This is a genomic window from Granulicatella sp. zg-84 (assembly GCF_010892375.1).
Taxonomy (GTDB): Bacteria; Bacillota; Bacilli; order Lactobacillales; family Aerococcaceae; genus WM01.
This window is the reverse complement of record NZ_WNJX01000012.1, coordinates 1-15,964: the sequence shown is the minus strand read 5'-3', so window position 1 is coordinate 15,964 and position 15,964 is coordinate 1. Positions and strand designations below refer to the sequence as shown.

The following is a 15,964-nucleotide window of genomic DNA, read 5'->3' as shown; positions in this document are numbered from 1 at the left end:
TATGCGAACAAAAGAACGTTATAAAACAAAAAGTGCTGTCTTTGTGATGTTTATTTATGATGATAAAGTATTATGCCAAAAACGACAAAATACAGGTTTTATGGATGGCTTTTATGATATGGGAGCCAGTGGACATGTTGAAGAGGGAGAGACATTAACGCAAGCAGCTAAAAGAGAAGTCAAAGAAGAATTAAATATTGATATTGATAAAGAACGTCTAAAATTAGTGACGACCATTCATCATAAAAGTGAGGATGAAGTGTATTATTATTTTTATTTTAGTTATATATTACATGCACAAGATGAATACGATTTTTCCATTAACGAACCAGAAAAAAACGAAAAATTGATATGGTTAAATATGTCACAATTACCAGAAGATGTAACGGTCTATAATCGACAAGCTGTTGACAATTATTATCGTCATATTCCCTTATCAGAACTAGGTTTTTAATTATTAAATTATTAGAATATAAATCAATGACGAATAAATCATATATAGATAAGATAGTATATGGGTTAGCCTATATACTATCTTTTTTATTTTATGAAGAAGTCTTTGTAAGAAAAACAGACATTGGTGTATGAAAAAGTCATACGGATAGTCATAAAAGAGGATAAATATACCATGAATAAATGAAATGCTTAATATAAAAGAATAAAACTTTTGTTGATGATTTTTAAAAAGGAATTGATACGATATTGCACAATAAGAATTGCTCTTATTTTATGGAACGTGTTATAATAAATTGACGAGTTTGGAGGCGTGAAAATGAAAGAAAAGCTATTTATTGTTGGAGATATACATGGAGAATATGATTTATTAGAAAAATTATTACGGTATTGGAATGAAGAGGAGCAACAATTAGTTTTTTTAGGCGATTTGGCAGATAGAGGGCCAAAAACAAAGGAATGTTTTTTAAAAGTAAAAGAATTGGTTGATAGAAAAGGTGCGATTTGCATAAGTGGGAACCATGAGGATATTTTATTAAAATGGTTAGGGGATCCTCAAGAAAATATGGACTGGTATTTAAGAAATGGTGGTCAAGCAACGATTGAGGGATTGCTTTATAAAGGTGTATTGGAAGAAGAAACACCTCAAGAAGCAGCATCTATGATACAAACAAGATACCCTGAGTTGATAACTTTTATTAAGGAATTACCTTTATATTACGAAACAGATTATTGTATTTGTGTGCATGCAGGTGTTAATTTTGATTTAGAAGACTGGCATCAAACATCTAGACGTGATTTTATTTGGATTCGTGAGCCTTTCCATCAAACAGAAAACACGCTTGGTAAACCAATTATTTTTGGGCACACACCTGTTCAATCTTTACACAGTCGTTTATTTGATACACATTTATGGTATCATAAAGGTAAGTTTGGTATCGACGGTGGGGCTGTCTACAATGGTGCTTTACACGGATTGATTATATCTAAAAGTGGCGTAGAAGAACATCATCAAATCATTCATCCAAAACATCGTTGGGAATAACCTTTTTTCAAAAATTGTGTTGTTGATAAGAATAAAGTAGTGTGTCACTGGCATGATTTAATGATTGTCAATATAGAGAGTGAAAACTCTCTTTTTATATGCTAGAAAAGAATAGAAAGGAACGCTATGGAAGAAAAAGTATTTTCATTAACAGTTAAAAAATTACCGCAATTTAAAGCAAATCAAATTCAAACAGTATTATCATTATTAAAAGAAGGTAATACAGTTCCGTTCATTGCACGCTATCGTAAAGAAATGACTGGAGCATTAGACGAAGTACAAATTAGAGAAATCGAAGACGTACATCATTATTTAGAAAATTTACTAAAACGTAAAGAAGAAGTACAACGATTGATTGAAGAACAAGGTAAACTAACACCTGAATTAGAACAAGCTATTCAAAAAGCAGAAAAAATGCAACAATTAGAAGATATATATCGACCTTTTAAACAAAAAAGACGTACAAAAGCAACAATCGCTAAAGAAAAGGGATTAGAGCCATTCGCTTTATGGATATTGTCTAGCCCTAAAGATGCTAATATTGATGAAAAAGCGTGTCAATTTTTATCTGAAGAAGTAGAAACGATAGAAGATGCCTTAATAGGAGCACATGAAATTATAGCAGAAACAATTAGCGATACAGCAAAGTATCGTGAATGGATTAGACAATATACATTTAAATATGGTTCTATTGTGTCTACTGTAAAAGATGAGAGTAAAGATGAAAAACATGTTTATGAAATGTATTATGAGTTTCAAGAATTGGTTACTAAAATACGTCCTCATCGTGTTTTAGCATTAAATCGTGGAGAAAAGGAAGATATTTTAAAAGTAGATGTTACTATTGATACGCAGAAAATTATGGAGTATTTGGAAAAACAGCTTATCAAATACCCTAATAATGTTACTGCTGAATATATAAGAAAAGCAATCGAAGATGCTTATAAACGTTTTATTGCACCAAGTATTGAACGAGATATTCGTAATGAATTAACAGAAATAGCAGATACACAAGCCATTCAAGTATTTGGTGAAAACTTAAAAAATTTATTGTTACAACCACCAATGAAAGAACGTGTTATTTTAGGATTAGACCCAGCCTATCGAACAGGATGCAAATTAGCGATTATTGATGAAACAGGACGTGTACTGGCAAAAAGCGTGATTTATCCTCATAAACCAGCTCCAGAATATAAACGACAAGAAGCTGGAAAAATTTTCTGCGACTTATTAGAAATGTATCATGTTACGATGATTGCGATTGGGAATGGAACAGCTAGTCGTGAATCTGAACAATTTGTTGCTACTCAGATTAAACAGTTAAATCGTCCAGTACACTATGTCATTGTGAATGAAGCAGGTGCATCCGTTTACTCTGCAAGTGATATTGCGAGATTGGAGTTTCCAGATTATCAAGTAGAAGAACGTAGTGCCGTGAGTATTGCACGTCGTTTACAAGATCCATTGGCAGAATTAGTAAAAATTGATCCTAAATCTGTAGGAGTTGGGCAATATCAACATGATGTTTCACAAAAACAACTAACAAATCAACTAGATTTTATTGTTGAAACAGTTGTGAACCAAGTAGGTGTTAATTTAAATACAGCGAGTGCTTCTTTATTACAATATGTTGCCGGTATGAATAAAACGATTGCGAATAATATTGTTGCTTATCGTGATGAGCATGGTGCCTTTAAAAATCGTTTTGAACTAAAAAAAGTCGCTAGACTAGGTGATAAAGCTTTTGAACAAGCAGCAGGATTTTTACGAGTGGTTGGTGGAGAAACGATATTGGATAATACGCCAATACACCCAGAATCTTATACAGAAACCAAAGCATTATTGCATGCATTTAACATTCAAATAGATGCTCTTGGACAAGAAGAAACAACAGATGTTTTAAAAACGATTGATGTTGAAAAAGCAACACATCTAACAGGATTAGGACAAGAAACCGTCACAGATATTTTAGAAGCACTACAAAAGCCGGGTAGAGATATGCGTGATGATATACCCGCACCAATTTTAAGAAGTGATGTCATGACAATGGAAGATTTAAAAGTCGGCATGTCACTAGAGGGTACAGTTCGAAATGTTGTTGATTTTGGTGCTTTTGTAGATATTGGTGTAAAACAAGATGGGCTTGTTCATCTATCTAAAATGAGTCAAAAATTTGTAAAATCTGCCAGCGATATTGTGTCTGTTGGTGATATAGTAACGGTATGGATTGATGCCGTCGATATAGTAAAAAACAGAATTTCTTTAAGTATGGTACCTTTAGATGACAAATGAGGAACTACAAAAACTTGTTGAATGTATCTCTTTGACATTTTTTAAACAGCCATTTGTTCATCAAGCAATTTTTAACCCTCGACTAAAAACAACGGGTGGCAGGTATCATCTTAAAACACATAATTTAGATTTTAATCCCAAAATAGTAGTTGTATTTGGAAAAGATGAATTGATTGGTGTTATTAAGCACGAATTATGTCATTATCATCTACATTTACAAGGTTTAGGATATAAGCATCAAGACAAAGATTTTAAACAATTATTAAAACAAGTTGGTGGCAGTCGCTACGTCAAAAATGTCAATCAAAAACAACCAAAATATACTTATCAATGTACCGGTTGCCAACAAGTGATTTATCGACAACGACGATTTAATGTGTCGAAATACATTTGTTCAAAATGTCGTCATTCATTTAAAGAAATCCCATTTTAAGAGTGAAAAACTTTATGAAATGGGGTTTTTATTTTGCTTTTTTGATGAATTTTAATGGCATGTGGGAATTTTCTTTTTTTGTAACAAAATCATGACAAAAATAACAAAAGTGTAACATCGGAAAATTTATGTAACAGAGATATTAAAGATATATAAAAGAAAACGTTTTCTTGTTTTAAACAAAAAACTTTTTGTGCTAGCATGACAAGGTGATTAGAACATCACTAATTTTTGTATAGTTAAAATACAAAACGTTATTTGCTAAATAAAAGATAAAAAGAGCAAATAAGTAAAAATGAAATCAAAACATCGAAGAACGTTTCGATTTCAAAAAGAAATGGAGATTATATCATGCATTTAAAAAAATTATATAAAAAGATGTTATCAAAAACAGCAGTAGCGATGACGATACTAACAATGACAGCAATGTTTATACCACAGTCAGTAACAGTACATGCAGAATCGACTGTTAAATTATGGGAACCAAGAAGTATTCAACACATTAGACAAAGTATCCAAAAAACAAACGAAGGAATGCAACAATATACCGTTCAATTTGGAGATACACTATTTGGTATTTCATGGGCAACAAATATTCCTTTTTACCAATTATTACGTTTGAATGATGTGTCGGATGGACAATTACTAAAAATTGGGACTGTTTTAACACTGAATGAAGACGAAACACAATTAACGATTGAAAGGGAAGATTATAATAAAGTATATGATTTAAATACAGGGAAAGAGATTGAACAAGTAGAATTTATTGAAAATCCCGTTTTAACTCCAGCAAGTTATTCATTAAATCAATTTATGTTTTTAGGAATTATTAACTGGAGTGGTTATAAATTTACATATTATTCACAATCAGTCTTACCAGGAGGCGGATTGCGCATCCCAGGGCGTCATGTCAATGCGAATGGATATGTTGTTGACGGAGATGGTTATATTGTTTTAGCAAATAATGCACCTATTGGGACAGTAATTGATACACCATTTGGTGCAAAAGGAAAAGTGTATGATCGAGGAACCGTAGGTAATCATTTTGATGTATATATTCGATAATATAGATAGTCTGTAGAGAATTTAGATTTAAATAAGAAATAGGCTATACATCTTTTACATTCATTAAGTATATTTAAAACATACAATGATATTAACAGAAAAGAAGCGATATCCTAATATCTAAAAATGTTAGGATACTGCTTCTTTTAATATATGTAGTTAAAATAAGGTGTATAAATCTTGTAATGCATCAACTGTATAAGTAATAGGGTGTGACAATGTATTAGGTTGGTGTGTTGGGTTAATCCAACATGTATCAATTCCGGCATTTTGTCCACCTTTTATATCTGCTCCTAATGAATCACCGATGATTAAAACGGATGATGTATCAGTAATGTTCATCTCTTGCCATATTGTATCAAAGAAACGTTTGTCGGGTTTTTGAAATCCAACTTTGTCTGATACAAAAATATGTTTAAAGTAAGGCAATAATCCATTGTTTTTCAAACGAGCCATTTGTGTGTCATAGACACCATTGGTAACAATAGCAAGTTGATGTGTTTTTGATACGGTATCAATTAACTCTAAAGCCCCGTCTAGTAGTTGATTGCCTATTGTTAAATAGGAACGATATAATATATCGCATTCTTTTCCAGATACAGAGAGTTGATAGTGTGCAAAAAATTGTTCAAAACGACTTGATAAAACAGTGGCTCTATCTAGTTTGCCTAATTCATAATCTTTCCATAATGGTTCATTGATAGATAAATAAAGTTGAAATGTTGTGTCCGTATAGTCGATATTGTGATGTGCTAATAATTGTTTAAAAGCAATATGTTCAGCCTTTTTAAAATCTAATAACGTATCATCTATATCAAATAAAAGTGTTTTATAATTTTTTAACATAATTTAGCCTCCGTTTTTATTATAGGGGAGGAAGTCCTTTTTTTCTAGTAGCAATTTAGACACAAACAGTATAAAATAGAAGGGACTAGGAATAAAGGAAGTACAAACATGGCTACAAAAAAGAAGAAAGCAATTATAAAATCAGAACCACTAGAGTTAGTAGATGGCTACTACATTCCCGTAGAAATAGTGGATTCTTATAAACGATTACGTGCTTATTGTGTTTCTGAATTACTAGATGTTTTTCGTACCTTTTGTCATTCGGTAGAATGTATGTATGAGGACGGGTTAATGGTTGTATCTGCTATTGACAATCAAACAAATGTTGCTTATCGCGTTGATATAACACCGCAGACGGTATCTCAAATTGAAAAAGCTATTGGGACGAAAAAAATACAAAATTATATTGAACAATTAAAGGAGAATGGCGTATGGATAAGATAAAAGAGCAAATTCTAGCTTTATTAGAAAATAATGGTAGATTAACATACGAAGAATTGGCAGCATTAGTAGGTGAAAGTGTCGATACTGTAAAAGAGATTGTGAAAGCATTAGAAAAAGAAGGTATTATTTGTGGCTATCAAGCACTTGTTAATTGGGATAAAACAAATGATCATGATGTATCTGCTGTTATTGAATTAAAAGTAACACCACAAAAAGGTAGTGGATTTGATGATATTGCAGAACAAATTTACCGTTATCCAGAAGTAGAAGCACTGTATTTAATGTCAGGAAGTTATGATTTCTTAGTGATTTTAAGAAAAGCACCAATGAAATCTATTGCGAAGTTTGTCAACCAACTAGCTGTGTTAGATGATGTTGTGAGTACGGCAACACATATTGTATTGGTACGTTACAAAGACCATAATAAAATTCTTTTCCAAAACAAAAAAGATCAACGAATGGTGGTAAGTCAATGAGAAACCCGTTAAACAAAAAAGTAACCTCTTTAACATCTTCGGGTATTCGTCGCTTTTTTGAAATAGCAGCAATGATTGAAGATGTCATTTCTTTAGGTGTTGGGGAGCCTGATTTTGATACACCTTGGCATGTTAGAGAAGAAGCGATTACGAAATTGCGACAAGGGAGTACCTTTTATTCGCCAAATGCAGGCTTGTATGATTTACGAGTAGGCATTGCCGATTTTAACAAACGAAAATATCAATTAGATTATGATCCGAAAGATGAAATTATTGTGACTGTAGGCTGTAGTGAGGGGATTGATTTAGCGCTCCGTACGATGATAGATAATGGAGATGAAGTTATTGTATTAGATCCATCTTATGTATCTTATATACCAACCATTACTTTAGCAGGAGGAGTACCCGTACTTATTTCTTTAGATGAAAAAGAAAAATTTCGTCTAACTCCTGAAAAATTAGAAGCTGCCATTACACCTAAAACAAAAATGGTTATTATTTCTTATCCAAATAATCCAACTGGGGCGATTATGGAAAAAGAAGATTTAGAAAAAATTGCTGAAGTAATTAAAAAGCATGATATTTTTGTATTAAGTGATGAAATATACAGTGAATTAACCTATACAGATACTCCGCATTATAGTATTGCGAATATTGAAGGTATGAAAGAAAGAACTATTGTATTAAATGGTTTTTCAAAAGCTTTTGCCATGACAGGTTGGCGTTTAGGATATGCTTTAGGACCAGCCATTGTCATTAACGAAATGATAAAAATTCATCAGTACACTGTGATTGCTCCTTCAACTGTAGGACAGTATGCAGGTATTGTGGCAATATCTGATTGTGATGATGAAATAGAATATATGCGTACATCCTATAATCAACGTAGACGTTATTTATTAAGTATGTTTGAATCAATGAATTTAGAGTGCTTTGAACCAGAGGGTGCATTCTATGTCTTTTTAAATATCAAAAAATTTGGTTTAAGTTCAAATGATTTTTGTGAAAGATTATTAAGAGAACATAAATTAGCGATTGTACCAGGATCAGCTTTTGGAGAAGGCGGAGAGGGATTTGTCCGTATTTCTTATGCGTATTCTATTGAAGAATTACAAGAAGCAATGAATAGATTAAAAATTTTTATTGATACAATTTAATAAAATAAGAGAAGCACGTTGGTTATCAACGTGTTTTTTAGTGTATCTAAAATAATATTTTTACTTGCAATTTAGAATACGATACTTTATAATAAAACGTAATTATTACTATTTAGGGTAATTAGGAGGTAAAATGGCTAAAAAATCAAAAATAATAAAAGCGATGAAACAAAGAGAACTCATTGAAAAATATGCATCTATTCGAAAAGAATTAAAAGCAAAAGGCGATATAGAAGGTTTAAGAAAATTACCGAAAAATGCTAATCCAATTCGCTATAAAAATAGAGATTTATTAGACGGACGTCCAAGAGGCTATATGAGAAAATTTGGTTTATCACGTGTGAACTTTAGAGAATTAGCTTTAAAAGGTCAGCTTGTAGGCGTGAAAAAAGCAAGTTGGTAATATACTAAGAACGAAGGAAGAAGACGAGGATATGGAAAAACAAGATATTTCAAGTGCGTATCGCAGATTAAAAAGTCCAAATAAAAAAACGAGAGAACGTGCTTTAAAAATTATTAAAGCAATCAAGAAAAAAAGAAAGCTATCTGCGTAGCATCACATTATATAGGTATAGGCTAAAAAACTTGGTACACGTACCAAGTTTTTTTATATGGTTCTTCTTCCAATCTGTTGGAGAATGTCCTCCACTAACACGATTTATTATAGAGTTTTAATGGCTCTTCGTTAAGTTGTGTTGGTGGAGAAAAAATGAAAAAGGTGGAGCCATTCACCACCTTTTTCGTTCCTTTTTTCTGCCATGAGAATGATGTTGTATGATTAAAATAAAAAGGTATTTCTCATGTATGGTTATATATTTATTTATTGATGAAGTGTTCAATATCGTTTTGTAATTGTTGAATTTGCATTTCTTGTGTTTGAACAGTTTGTTTTAATGTTTGGATTTCTTGTTCAAGTTTTTGCATTGTAGTTGGTTGATTGACACTGCTAGCTGATGTTGACGTACGGTAAAGTTGTACAAGAACAATGAGTAATAGACTAATCGCTAAAATATAAATCCAACTTAATTTAAGGACTTCTTTATTAAAATGTTTAATGTATGTTCTTAATGATGTCTTTTTTGTCATGCTAAGTTCTCCTCATTTACAAAATGATAAATGGCTTTTGCAACACCACTTTCAAAATTTTTATCTGTGACATAACGTGCGGCTTTCTTTAAATTTGGTACAGCATTCCCCATAGCAACACCATATCCTACAACAGAAATCATAGAATAGTCATTCATATTATCGCCGATTGCAAAAACATCTTCAAGTGAAATATTCATTTGTCTTGCCATATCTTTTACAGCAATGCCTTTTTGAGCATAAAGACTATTGATTTCAACATTTTCAGGATGTGATGATGTAATAGATACATCACTTAGCTGAGAGATGTCTTGTCTAAACGCATCTAATTGTTCGTTTTGTACTGTATTACAAACAAAAATTTTTAATACTTTATCTGTCTTTTCTTCTTTAATAAATTGTTGTAATGATGAAACATAAGATACGGGAAATTCTTTTAATTTTTCTTTAACAGCCAATTCAATTTCTTCAGGTGTGCCATTGTGTAAACGTCCAGAGATAAATGTTTTCATCATCATTTCCCGCTTTTTAGGTTGGTCTGATAAAATACCTGATAACATCATCAATTCGATGAATAATGTATCATATTTTTCTGCAATTTCTAGAACTGCTAAGACATTATTAGGCGATATGGCGTTGACTTTTATCAATTCTTGATGCTCGTTATAAATGGCTGCACCATTTGCAGAAATAATCGGGCAATGTAAATCAGCAGCTTTTAAAGCTGGTAATGCTTCATTGAGATGACGACCGGTTGCGATGACAAAGGGAATTCCCTTTTTAGTTGTGTATAAAATGGCATCTTTATTTTCTTTTGTAACATTTAATGTGTTATCTAATAAAGTGCCGTCCATATCAGAAACAATTAGTTTTATCATAGTTACCTCCAATCATTAGTATAGTGTAACATGTTTTAAAAGGTTTGTGTTGAAAAAAGATACACGAAGGTGTATTCTTTACAAGATAGGAGATAATACATTGATGAAAAGAAAATATAAAATAGTGGTATCACGTGCTTTTGGAATGAGTTTGATGATTATAGCGTCCTTTTTAGTTGTTTTATTGATATTGGCGCAATCACATTCAAAGCAAGAGGAAAACCAAGCAAATCATACCGGAATTGCAGAGCAAGAAAAAATAGATTTTTTTTCAAAAATAGCAGTATCTGCACAAGAAAATCAAGAAAAATATGGTGTTTTATCTAGCATTACAATGGCACAAGCAGGGTTAGAATCAGAATATGGACGTAGTCAATTAGCATCAAAATATTATAATTTATTTGGTGTAAAAGGTAGTCAATACGATGGTGTTGCATTGCCAACTAAAGAATTTTATAATGGGCAATGGCATACGGTTCATGCTTATTTTAAAGTATACCCTAGCTGGAAAGAGTCTATTGAGCAACACGGGCGATTATTACATAAAGGAACGAGTTGGAATGAAGCACAATATAAAGCGGTGATTGAAGCAAAAAATTATAAACAAGCAGCGTTAGCACTTGTTGAGGGAGGCTATGCGACAGATCCTCAATATGCAGAAAAAATTGTGTCTATTATTGAAACGTATCAACTATATAAATATGACAAATAATAAAATAAAGAGCATGAATCGTTTTAGCTATTCATGCTCTTTATTTTTGTTTTATGCGTGCATAAATGTTTTGATTTCTTCTTCGCTCATTGAAGAATCGCATTTAACAAATACATCTTCTCCATGTACATGTAAAAATGCAGGTACTGTTGGCATATTGTATTTGTCACGGAATGCTTTTAATGCTTCCAACTCACTTGGTTCTTCACTGTTAATGAAGTAGACTTTAGCACCTGTTTCTTTGACAACATGTGATAATTTTGTTGCGAATTTACGACAATATGGGCAAGTACCACGACCAATGAAAAATGTTTCATCTTCTTTATTTTGAATTGCTTCAATTGCACGTGAAACAGTTGTTTCTGTTAAAACAGCAATATCTTGTTTAAATTGTTCCATAAGACACCTCTTTATTTTAGATAATAATAGTATGCCATAAAATAAAAAAATGACAAAGAAATTTGCTTGAAATTGTGTTATGATACACATGAGTTTAAAGATGATAAGGAAAAGATATGCGATTAGATAAATTATTATTTGAATTAGGTTACGGTTCAAGAGGATCCGTTAAAAAAATACTTTCAGCTAGACAAGTTCGTGTTGACGAAGAGATTGTTACGTTGGGGAATACAAATGTTAGTCCAATGATACAAGATATATATGTACAAAATAAGCGTGTTATTTACACCAAAGAGGCGTACTATATGTTAAATAAACCAATTGGTGTTGTCACGGCAGTGACTGATGAAAAGCACCAAACGGTTATTGATTGTATTGATGGGAAAGACAAAAAAATAGGACTTTATCCAGTGGGGCGATTAGATAGAGATACAAAAGGCTTAGTTTTTATCACAAATAATGGTCCTTTAGGATTTAGAATGTTACATCCAAAATATCATGTATCCAAACGCTATGAAGTTGTTGTAAATGCTTGCTTGACGCAAGAAGATGTGATTGCGTTTCGAAACGGTATTACTTTTTTAGACGGATATACTTGTCAATCAGCATCATTGACTATTATTCAAGCAAGTGATACAAAAAGTATAGCTTTGGTCGATATACATGAGGGTAAATTTCATCAAATTAAAAAAATGTTTTTAAGTGTAGGAAAGAAGGTTATTTCTTTAACAAGAATTTCCTTTGCAGAGTTAGTGTTAGATTCTTCACTAAAAGAGGGAGAATATAGAGCCTTAACGCCAAATGAACTACAACAATTAAAAAAATATTTACAATAGGGGGTAAAAAATGGTCATAAAAGAAACATATCGTTTAATGACAAAAAATAAATGTGAATTTTTAAATATTATTTTATTTACCCAATTTATGATTTTGTTTGGCAGTTTTTCGATTATGAAATATTGTTTGAAATGGTTATTAGTATTCGTGGGTACAAAAAGTTTAACATTAGATAGTATACCGAATATTTTATTTTCACCAATGGCTTGGCTACTGTTGATTGTGATACTACTGATTGCGACAATAAGTATTTACTTTGAATTGTCTACTATTATGCTAGGTATTATGGCGTACAAACATCAAAAAAGTCTTTCTTTGCGAGCTATTTTTCATCATACAATAAAAAATTTAAAAGAAGATATTTCTCCACAATTTATATGGCTATTACTGTACTTTGTATCCGCTATTCCAATTACACAGCTAGGATATCATAGTTTTTTATTAAATAAACTTTCTGTGCCAACTTTTATTTCATTAGAATTACAAAAATATTTTTTCTTTATGTTGTTATATATTGTATTTCTTCTTGTGTCGATTTATATTCATATTCGGCTTATATATGCTTTACCTTTACTTGTACTAAGTCGTTTTACTATAAAACAATCTTTTGTTAAAAGTTGGGCATTAACGAAAGCAAAAGGTAGTTTTGTGGTCGTGCCATATTTATGGATATGGGGTGTTTTTCAAATAGGACAGCATAGTGTTGCTTTTTTGAGTGAAAAAAGCATTTTACTGCTTGGACATGAGATGACCTTTATAAAACTGATGATGAGCAGTACTATACTGGCTTTGAGTATATTGATTATTTGTTTTTTACATTTTTCACTCAAAATTTGCATTTCTGTATTATTAGTTGATGTGTTGTTTAAAAAAGAGTTGGTGACAGATACATACTATTTAGACAAACAATATAAGCAGTATTCTATTATGCATTGGATAAAGTATTTTGGATTATCTAGTATTATTTGTTTTATTTATGGAATAACTTGCGTGTATATGTTTTTCTATCAATTTGAAGATAAAACAGTTGTTATTGCACACCGAGGAGATAGTGTACATGCAGTCGAAAATTCCGTTGAAGCATTGGAAAATGCTGCAAAGCAGTCTGCTGATTATGTTGAAATTGATATAAGATTGACAAAAGATAATCGCTTTATTGTTAGTCATGATAATAATATAAAACGTCTATCTAAACTCAATAAAAAAATTTCGGACAGTTTATTCGACGAAATACATGGTGTTTCCGTTACAGACGGTATACATGTTTCATCTTTAGTATCATTAGAAGAATACATCGAAAAAGCAAAACAACTCGGTATAAAATTGATAGTTGAAATAAAACCTCACGGAAAGGAAAAGTCAGATTATTTGGCATTACTCGCAAATATTTTTAAACGATATGATGTTGAAAAAGATTATATTGTACAATCTTTAGACAAAGAAATAATTGAAACATTCCAACAAAAAGCACCGAATATGAAAGTGGGATATATTGTTCCATTCCAGTTTGGTGGCATTCCAGATACAACTGTTGATTTTCTTGTGGTAGAAGAAAGTTCTTACAATCATCATGTACAAGATTTAGCACATTTTTCTAGTAAAAAGATGTTTGTTTGGACTGTTAATACAAAAAAAGAAATAAGACGACATTTATTTGAACAAACGGACGGTATTATTACGGATAAATTAGATTTAGTGCATCAAACTAAAAATGAATTATCTGATAATCATTCGCTTATTCAACGTTATAAAAATGTCAGCCAATATTTATTTGTCCAATTAGTGAAGTAACCTGTTTTTAAAATAGACAAACATTTGATTGAATAAGATAACATGATATAATGAAAGGGACACTATATAGTAAGAGGTAAATAAAATGATTACATTAAAATCAAATCGTGAAATTGAAGAAATGGAGAAGTCGGGTGCTCTATTGGCAAGTGTTCACGTAGCACTACGTGACTTTATTAAGCCGGGTATTACAACATTAGACATTGATAAATATGTTCATAAACTCATTGAAAAAGGTGGCGGGATTGCTGCTCAAATTGGATATGAAGGGTATAAATTTGCGACGTGTACGAGTGTGAACGATGAAATTTGTCATGGATTACCTAGTCACCGTGTTTTAAAATCAGGAGATATTGTTAAAGTAGATATGTGTGTTGATTTAAATGGAGCGATTTCTGATTCTTGTTGGTGCTACGCTGTTGGTGATGTGTCAGAGGATATAAAAAAACTAATGGAAGTTACTAAACAAGCCATGTATTTAGGTATCGAACAAGCTAAAGTAGGGAATCGTATTGGAGATATTGGTCATGCCATTCAAACGTATGTAGAAAGTCATGGTTATGGCGTCGTACGTGATTTTATTGGACATGGTGTTGGACCAACCATCCATGAAGGACCGGCAGTACCGCACTATGGTGAAAAAGGAAAAGGATTGCGTTTGAAAGAAGGTATGACCATTACTATCGAGCCAATGGTTAATACGGGAACATGGCAAATGAAAATGGATGATAATGGATGGACAGCACGTACAAAAGATGGCGGATTGAGTTGTCAGTATGAGCACACATTGGCGATCATGAAAGAGGGTCCAAAATTATTAACACAACAACCAGAATAATAAGGAGAAAATAATATGAGTATTCTAGTCACAGGTGGAGCAGGATACATCGGTTCACATACCGTAGTAGAATTATTAGAGCAAGAAAAAGATGTTATCATTGTGGATAATTTTTCAAATAGTAGTCCAGTTGTTTTAGAACGTATTGCACAAATTACAGGGAAGCAACCACGTTTTTATGAAGTAGATGTTACAGATAAACAAGCATTAAGCTATATTTTTGCACAAGAACAAATTGAAGCAGTTATTCATTTTGCTGGCTTTAAAGCTGTTGGAGAATCTGTTCAAAAACCAATCATGTATTATCAAAATAATTTAATATCCACATTAACTTTAGTCGATGTGATGTCTAAATACGGCGTGAAAAACATTGTGTTTAGTTCGAGTGCTACGGTATATGGTTTAGATAATGTGTTTCCATTTGTTGAAACAATGCCAACAAGTGCAACCAATCCTTACGGATACACAAAAGTGATGTGTGAACAAATTTTAAAAGATGTTTCTGTATCAGATAGTGACTTTAGTGTTGCTTTGTTGCGTTATTTTAATCCGATTGGAGCACATGAATCGGGCATGATTGGTGAAAATCCAAATGGTATTCCTAATAATCTAATGCCATATATTTCTCAAGTAGCAGTAGGGAAATTAAAAGAATTAACAGTATTTGGTAATGACTATGATACGATTGATGGGACAGGTGTCAGAGATTATATCCATGTTGTCGATTTAGCAAAAGGACATGTGAAAGCACTAGAAAAAATTATGACACAAACAGGTGTTCGTATTTATAATTTAGGCTCAGGAAAAGGAACAAGTGTGTTAGAATTGTTACGAGCATTTGAAAGAGTATCAGGTGTTCATATTCCGTTTAAAATTTCAGAACGAAGAGCAGGAGATATTGCCACATGCTATGCTAATCCAACATTAGCATTGGAAGAATTGCATTGGCAAACGGAAAAAACGATTGATGATATGTGCCAAGATACATGGCGTTGGCAATCGCAAAATCCTAAAGGGTATTGATAAATAAGAAAACGAGTTGAAATGATGTTTTAAAGCGGCTCTATAATAAATCGTGTTGGTGGGAATAATCCACCAACACGATTTTGTATATAAAAGTGGACAAAAAAAGAGAAATACCTGTATGATTAAATCACCACAATTAAACAAGGAGGTATTTCTCATGGATTATTATACAAAAAAATTATTGAC

General features: G+C 31.9%; 19 protein-coding genes. 15 read left to right on the top strand and 4 right to left on the bottom strand.

Annotation, left to right across the window (positions count from 1 at the left end; all coding sequences use genetic code 11):
- Position 1: 1 nt before the first annotated feature.
- From GMA06_RS03960 to GMA06_RS03940, 5 genes are all read left to right on the top strand, one after another.
- Positions 2 to 454, top strand: a complete 453-nt coding sequence (locus GMA06_RS03960) for an NUDIX domain-containing protein (RefSeq protein ID WP_163561771.1) — start codon at positions 2 to 4, stop codon at positions 452 to 454.
- A 318-nt stretch (positions 455 to 772) separates the two neighbouring features.
- Positions 773 to 1,498, top strand: coding sequence for a metallophosphoesterase family protein (locus GMA06_RS03955; RefSeq protein ID WP_163561770.1), 726 nt, complete (start codon positions 773 to 775; stop codon positions 1,496 to 1,498).
- A 126-nt stretch (positions 1,499 to 1,624) separates the two neighbouring features.
- Positions 1,625 to 3,790: a Tex family protein gene (locus GMA06_RS03950; protein ID WP_163561769.1), complete on the top strand. Its 2,166-nt coding sequence runs from the start codon at positions 1,625 to 1,627 to the stop codon at positions 3,788 to 3,790.
- Complete coding sequence (locus GMA06_RS03945; protein ID WP_163561768.1) at positions 3,780 to 4,223, top strand: SprT family protein; 444 nt, start codon at positions 3,780 to 3,782, stop codon at positions 4,221 to 4,223. The genes GMA06_RS03950 and GMA06_RS03945 overlap by 11 nt, the downstream gene beginning before the upstream one ends.
- 351 nt (positions 4,224 to 4,574) lie before the next feature.
- Entirely contained in the window at positions 4,575 to 5,288 is a 714-nt protein-coding gene (locus tag GMA06_RS03940) for a LysM peptidoglycan-binding domain-containing protein (RefSeq protein WP_163561767.1), read from the top strand.
- 159 nt (positions 5,289 to 5,447) lie between these two features.
- Here GMA06_RS03940 and GMA06_RS03935 read toward each other — a convergent pair whose 3' ends face one another.
- Positions 5,448 to 6,134, bottom strand: a complete 687-nt coding sequence (locus GMA06_RS03935) for a YjjG family noncanonical pyrimidine nucleotidase (protein ID WP_205426212.1) — start codon at positions 6,132 to 6,134, stop codon at positions 5,448 to 5,450.
- Positions 6,135 to 6,242: 108 nt separating this feature from the next.
- Between GMA06_RS03935 and GMA06_RS03930 the strand changes: the two genes are divergently transcribed.
- From GMA06_RS03930 to GMA06_RS03910, 5 genes are all read left to right on the top strand, one after another.
- Positions 6,243 to 6,578 carry a hypothetical protein gene (locus GMA06_RS03930; protein WP_163545438.1) on the top strand — a complete coding sequence of 112 codons (336 nt, stop codon included), beginning with the start codon at positions 6,243 to 6,245 and terminating at the stop codon, positions 6,576 to 6,578.
- Positions 6,566 to 7,054, top strand: a complete 489-nt coding sequence (locus GMA06_RS03925; RefSeq protein ID WP_205422852.1) for an Lrp/AsnC family transcriptional regulator — start codon at positions 6,566 to 6,568, stop codon at positions 7,052 to 7,054. The genes GMA06_RS03930 and GMA06_RS03925 overlap by 13 nt, the downstream gene beginning before the upstream one ends.
- Positions 7,051 to 8,211, top strand: coding sequence for an aminotransferase class I/II-fold pyridoxal phosphate-dependent enzyme (locus GMA06_RS03920; protein WP_163561766.1), 1,161 nt, complete (start codon positions 7,051 to 7,053; stop codon positions 8,209 to 8,211). The genes GMA06_RS03925 and GMA06_RS03920 overlap by 4 nt, the downstream gene beginning before the upstream one ends.
- A 133-nt stretch (positions 8,212 to 8,344) precedes the next feature.
- Entirely contained in the window at positions 8,345 to 8,614 is a 270-nt protein-coding gene (gene rpsN, locus GMA06_RS03915) for a 30S ribosomal protein S14 (RefSeq protein ID WP_163545440.1), read from the top strand.
- Between the two features lie 31 nt (positions 8,615 to 8,645).
- The gene (locus GMA06_RS03910) at positions 8,646 to 8,765 is read left to right on the top strand and encodes a putative metal homeostasis protein (RefSeq protein ID WP_163545441.1); all 120 of its coding nucleotides are present in this window, start codon (positions 8,646 to 8,648) and stop codon (positions 8,763 to 8,765) included.
- Positions 8,766 to 9,027: 262 nt separating this feature from the next.
- Here the strand turns inward: GMA06_RS03910 and GMA06_RS03905 are convergent, their stop codons facing one another.
- The gene (locus tag GMA06_RS03905; RefSeq protein ID WP_163545442.1) at positions 9,028 to 9,297 is read right to left on the bottom strand and encodes a hypothetical protein; all 270 of its coding nucleotides are present in this window, start codon (positions 9,295 to 9,297) and stop codon (positions 9,028 to 9,030) included.
- Positions 9,294 to 10,175 carry a Cof-type HAD-IIB family hydrolase gene (locus tag GMA06_RS03900; RefSeq protein ID WP_163561765.1) on the bottom strand — a complete coding sequence of 294 codons (882 nt, stop codon included), beginning with the start codon at positions 10,173 to 10,175 and terminating at the stop codon, positions 9,294 to 9,296. The genes GMA06_RS03905 and GMA06_RS03900 overlap by 4 nt, the downstream gene beginning before the upstream one ends.
- Before the next feature lie 103 nt (positions 10,176 to 10,278).
- Here GMA06_RS03900 and GMA06_RS03895 point away from each other — a divergent pair, with 103 nt between their 5' ends.
- Positions 10,279 to 10,887 (top strand): glycoside hydrolase family 73 protein, encoded by a 609-nt coding sequence (locus tag GMA06_RS03895; RefSeq protein WP_205426210.1) that lies wholly within the window; start codon positions 10,279 to 10,281, stop codon positions 10,885 to 10,887.
- 51 nt (positions 10,888 to 10,938) lie between these two features.
- Here the strand turns inward: GMA06_RS03895 and GMA06_RS03890 are convergent, their stop codons facing one another.
- Positions 10,939 to 11,286, bottom strand: a complete 348-nt coding sequence (locus tag GMA06_RS03890) for a conjugal transfer protein TraF (RefSeq protein WP_163545445.1) — start codon at positions 11,284 to 11,286, stop codon at positions 10,939 to 10,941.
- A 116-nt stretch (positions 11,287 to 11,402) separates the two neighbouring features.
- Between GMA06_RS03890 and GMA06_RS03885 the strand changes: the two genes are divergently transcribed.
- The 4 genes from GMA06_RS03885 to galE all read left to right on the top strand — a co-directional run bounded on the left by GMA06_RS03885 (position 11,403) and on the right by galE (position 15,775).
- A complete protein-coding gene (locus tag GMA06_RS03885; protein WP_163561764.1) occupies positions 11,403 to 12,122 on the top strand; it encodes a pseudouridine synthase in 720 nt (239 codons plus the stop codon).
- Between the two features lie 10 nt (positions 12,123 to 12,132).
- Positions 12,133 to 13,914 carry a glycerophosphodiester phosphodiesterase gene (locus tag GMA06_RS03880; RefSeq protein WP_163561763.1) on the top strand — a complete coding sequence of 594 codons (1,782 nt, stop codon included), beginning with the start codon at positions 12,133 to 12,135 and terminating at the stop codon, positions 13,912 to 13,914.
- Positions 13,915 to 13,999: 85 nt separating this feature from the next.
- Entirely contained in the window at positions 14,000 to 14,752 is a 753-nt protein-coding gene (gene map, locus GMA06_RS03875) for a type I methionyl aminopeptidase (RefSeq protein WP_163561762.1), read from the top strand.
- A gap of 15 nt (positions 14,753 to 14,767) precedes the next feature.
- Positions 14,768 to 15,775 (top strand): UDP-glucose 4-epimerase GalE, encoded by a 1,008-nt coding sequence (gene galE / locus GMA06_RS03870; RefSeq protein WP_163545449.1) that lies wholly within the window; start codon positions 14,768 to 14,770, stop codon positions 15,773 to 15,775.
- The last annotated feature ends 189 nt before the right edge of the window (positions 15,776 to 15,964 follow it).

Excerpts from the sequence above, each read along its gene's own strand:
- GMA06_RS03960 (WP_163561771.1), top strand. The coding sequence starts at position 2 with ATGCGAACAAAAGAACGTTATAAAACAAAAAGTGCTGTCTTTGTGATG.
- GMA06_RS03955 (WP_163561770.1), top strand. The coding sequence starts at position 773 with ATGAAAGAAAAGCTATTTATTGTTGGAGATATACATGGAGAATATGAT.
- GMA06_RS03950 (WP_163561769.1), top strand. The coding sequence starts at position 1,625 with ATGGAAGAAAAAGTATTTTCATTAACAGTTAAAAAATTACCGCAATTT.
- GMA06_RS03945 (WP_163561768.1), top strand. The coding sequence starts at position 3,780 with ATGACAAATGAGGAACTACAAAAACTTGTTGAATGTATCTCTTTGACA.
- GMA06_RS03940 (WP_163561767.1), top strand. The coding sequence starts at position 4,575 with ATGCATTTAAAAAAATTATATAAAAAGATGTTATCAAAAACAGCAGTA.
- GMA06_RS03935 (WP_205426212.1), bottom strand. The coding sequence starts at position 6,134 with ATGTTAAAAAATTATAAAACACTTTTATTTGATATAGATGATACGTTA.
- GMA06_RS03930 (WP_163545438.1), top strand. The coding sequence starts at position 6,243 with ATGGCTACAAAAAAGAAGAAAGCAATTATAAAATCAGAACCACTAGAG.
- GMA06_RS03925 (WP_205422852.1), top strand. The coding sequence starts at position 6,566 with ATGGATAAGATAAAAGAGCAAATTCTAGCTTTATTAGAAAATAATGGT.
- GMA06_RS03920 (WP_163561766.1), top strand. The coding sequence starts at position 7,051 with ATGAGAAACCCGTTAAACAAAAAAGTAACCTCTTTAACATCTTCGGGT.
- rpsN (WP_163545440.1), top strand. The coding sequence starts at position 8,345 with ATGGCTAAAAAATCAAAAATAATAAAAGCGATGAAACAAAGAGAACTC.
- GMA06_RS03910 (WP_163545441.1), top strand. The coding sequence starts at position 8,646 with ATGGAAAAACAAGATATTTCAAGTGCGTATCGCAGATTAAAAAGTCCA.
- GMA06_RS03905 (WP_163545442.1), bottom strand. The coding sequence starts at position 9,297 with ATGACAAAAAAGACATCATTAAGAACATACATTAAACATTTTAATAAA.
- GMA06_RS03900 (WP_163561765.1), bottom strand. The coding sequence starts at position 10,175 with ATGATAAAACTAATTGTTTCTGATATGGACGGCACTTTATTAGATAAC.
- GMA06_RS03895 (WP_205426210.1), top strand. The coding sequence starts at position 10,279 with ATGAAAAGAAAATATAAAATAGTGGTATCACGTGCTTTTGGAATGAGT.
- GMA06_RS03890 (WP_163545445.1), bottom strand. The coding sequence starts at position 11,286 with ATGGAACAATTTAAACAAGATATTGCTGTTTTAACAGAAACAACTGTT.
- GMA06_RS03885 (WP_163561764.1), top strand. The coding sequence starts at position 11,403 with ATGCGATTAGATAAATTATTATTTGAATTAGGTTACGGTTCAAGAGGA.
- GMA06_RS03880 (WP_163561763.1), top strand. The coding sequence starts at position 12,133 with ATGGTCATAAAAGAAACATATCGTTTAATGACAAAAAATAAATGTGAA.
- map (WP_163561762.1), top strand. The coding sequence starts at position 14,000 with ATGATTACATTAAAATCAAATCGTGAAATTGAAGAAATGGAGAAGTCG.
- galE (WP_163545449.1), top strand. The coding sequence starts at position 14,768 with ATGAGTATTCTAGTCACAGGTGGAGCAGGATACATCGGTTCACATACC.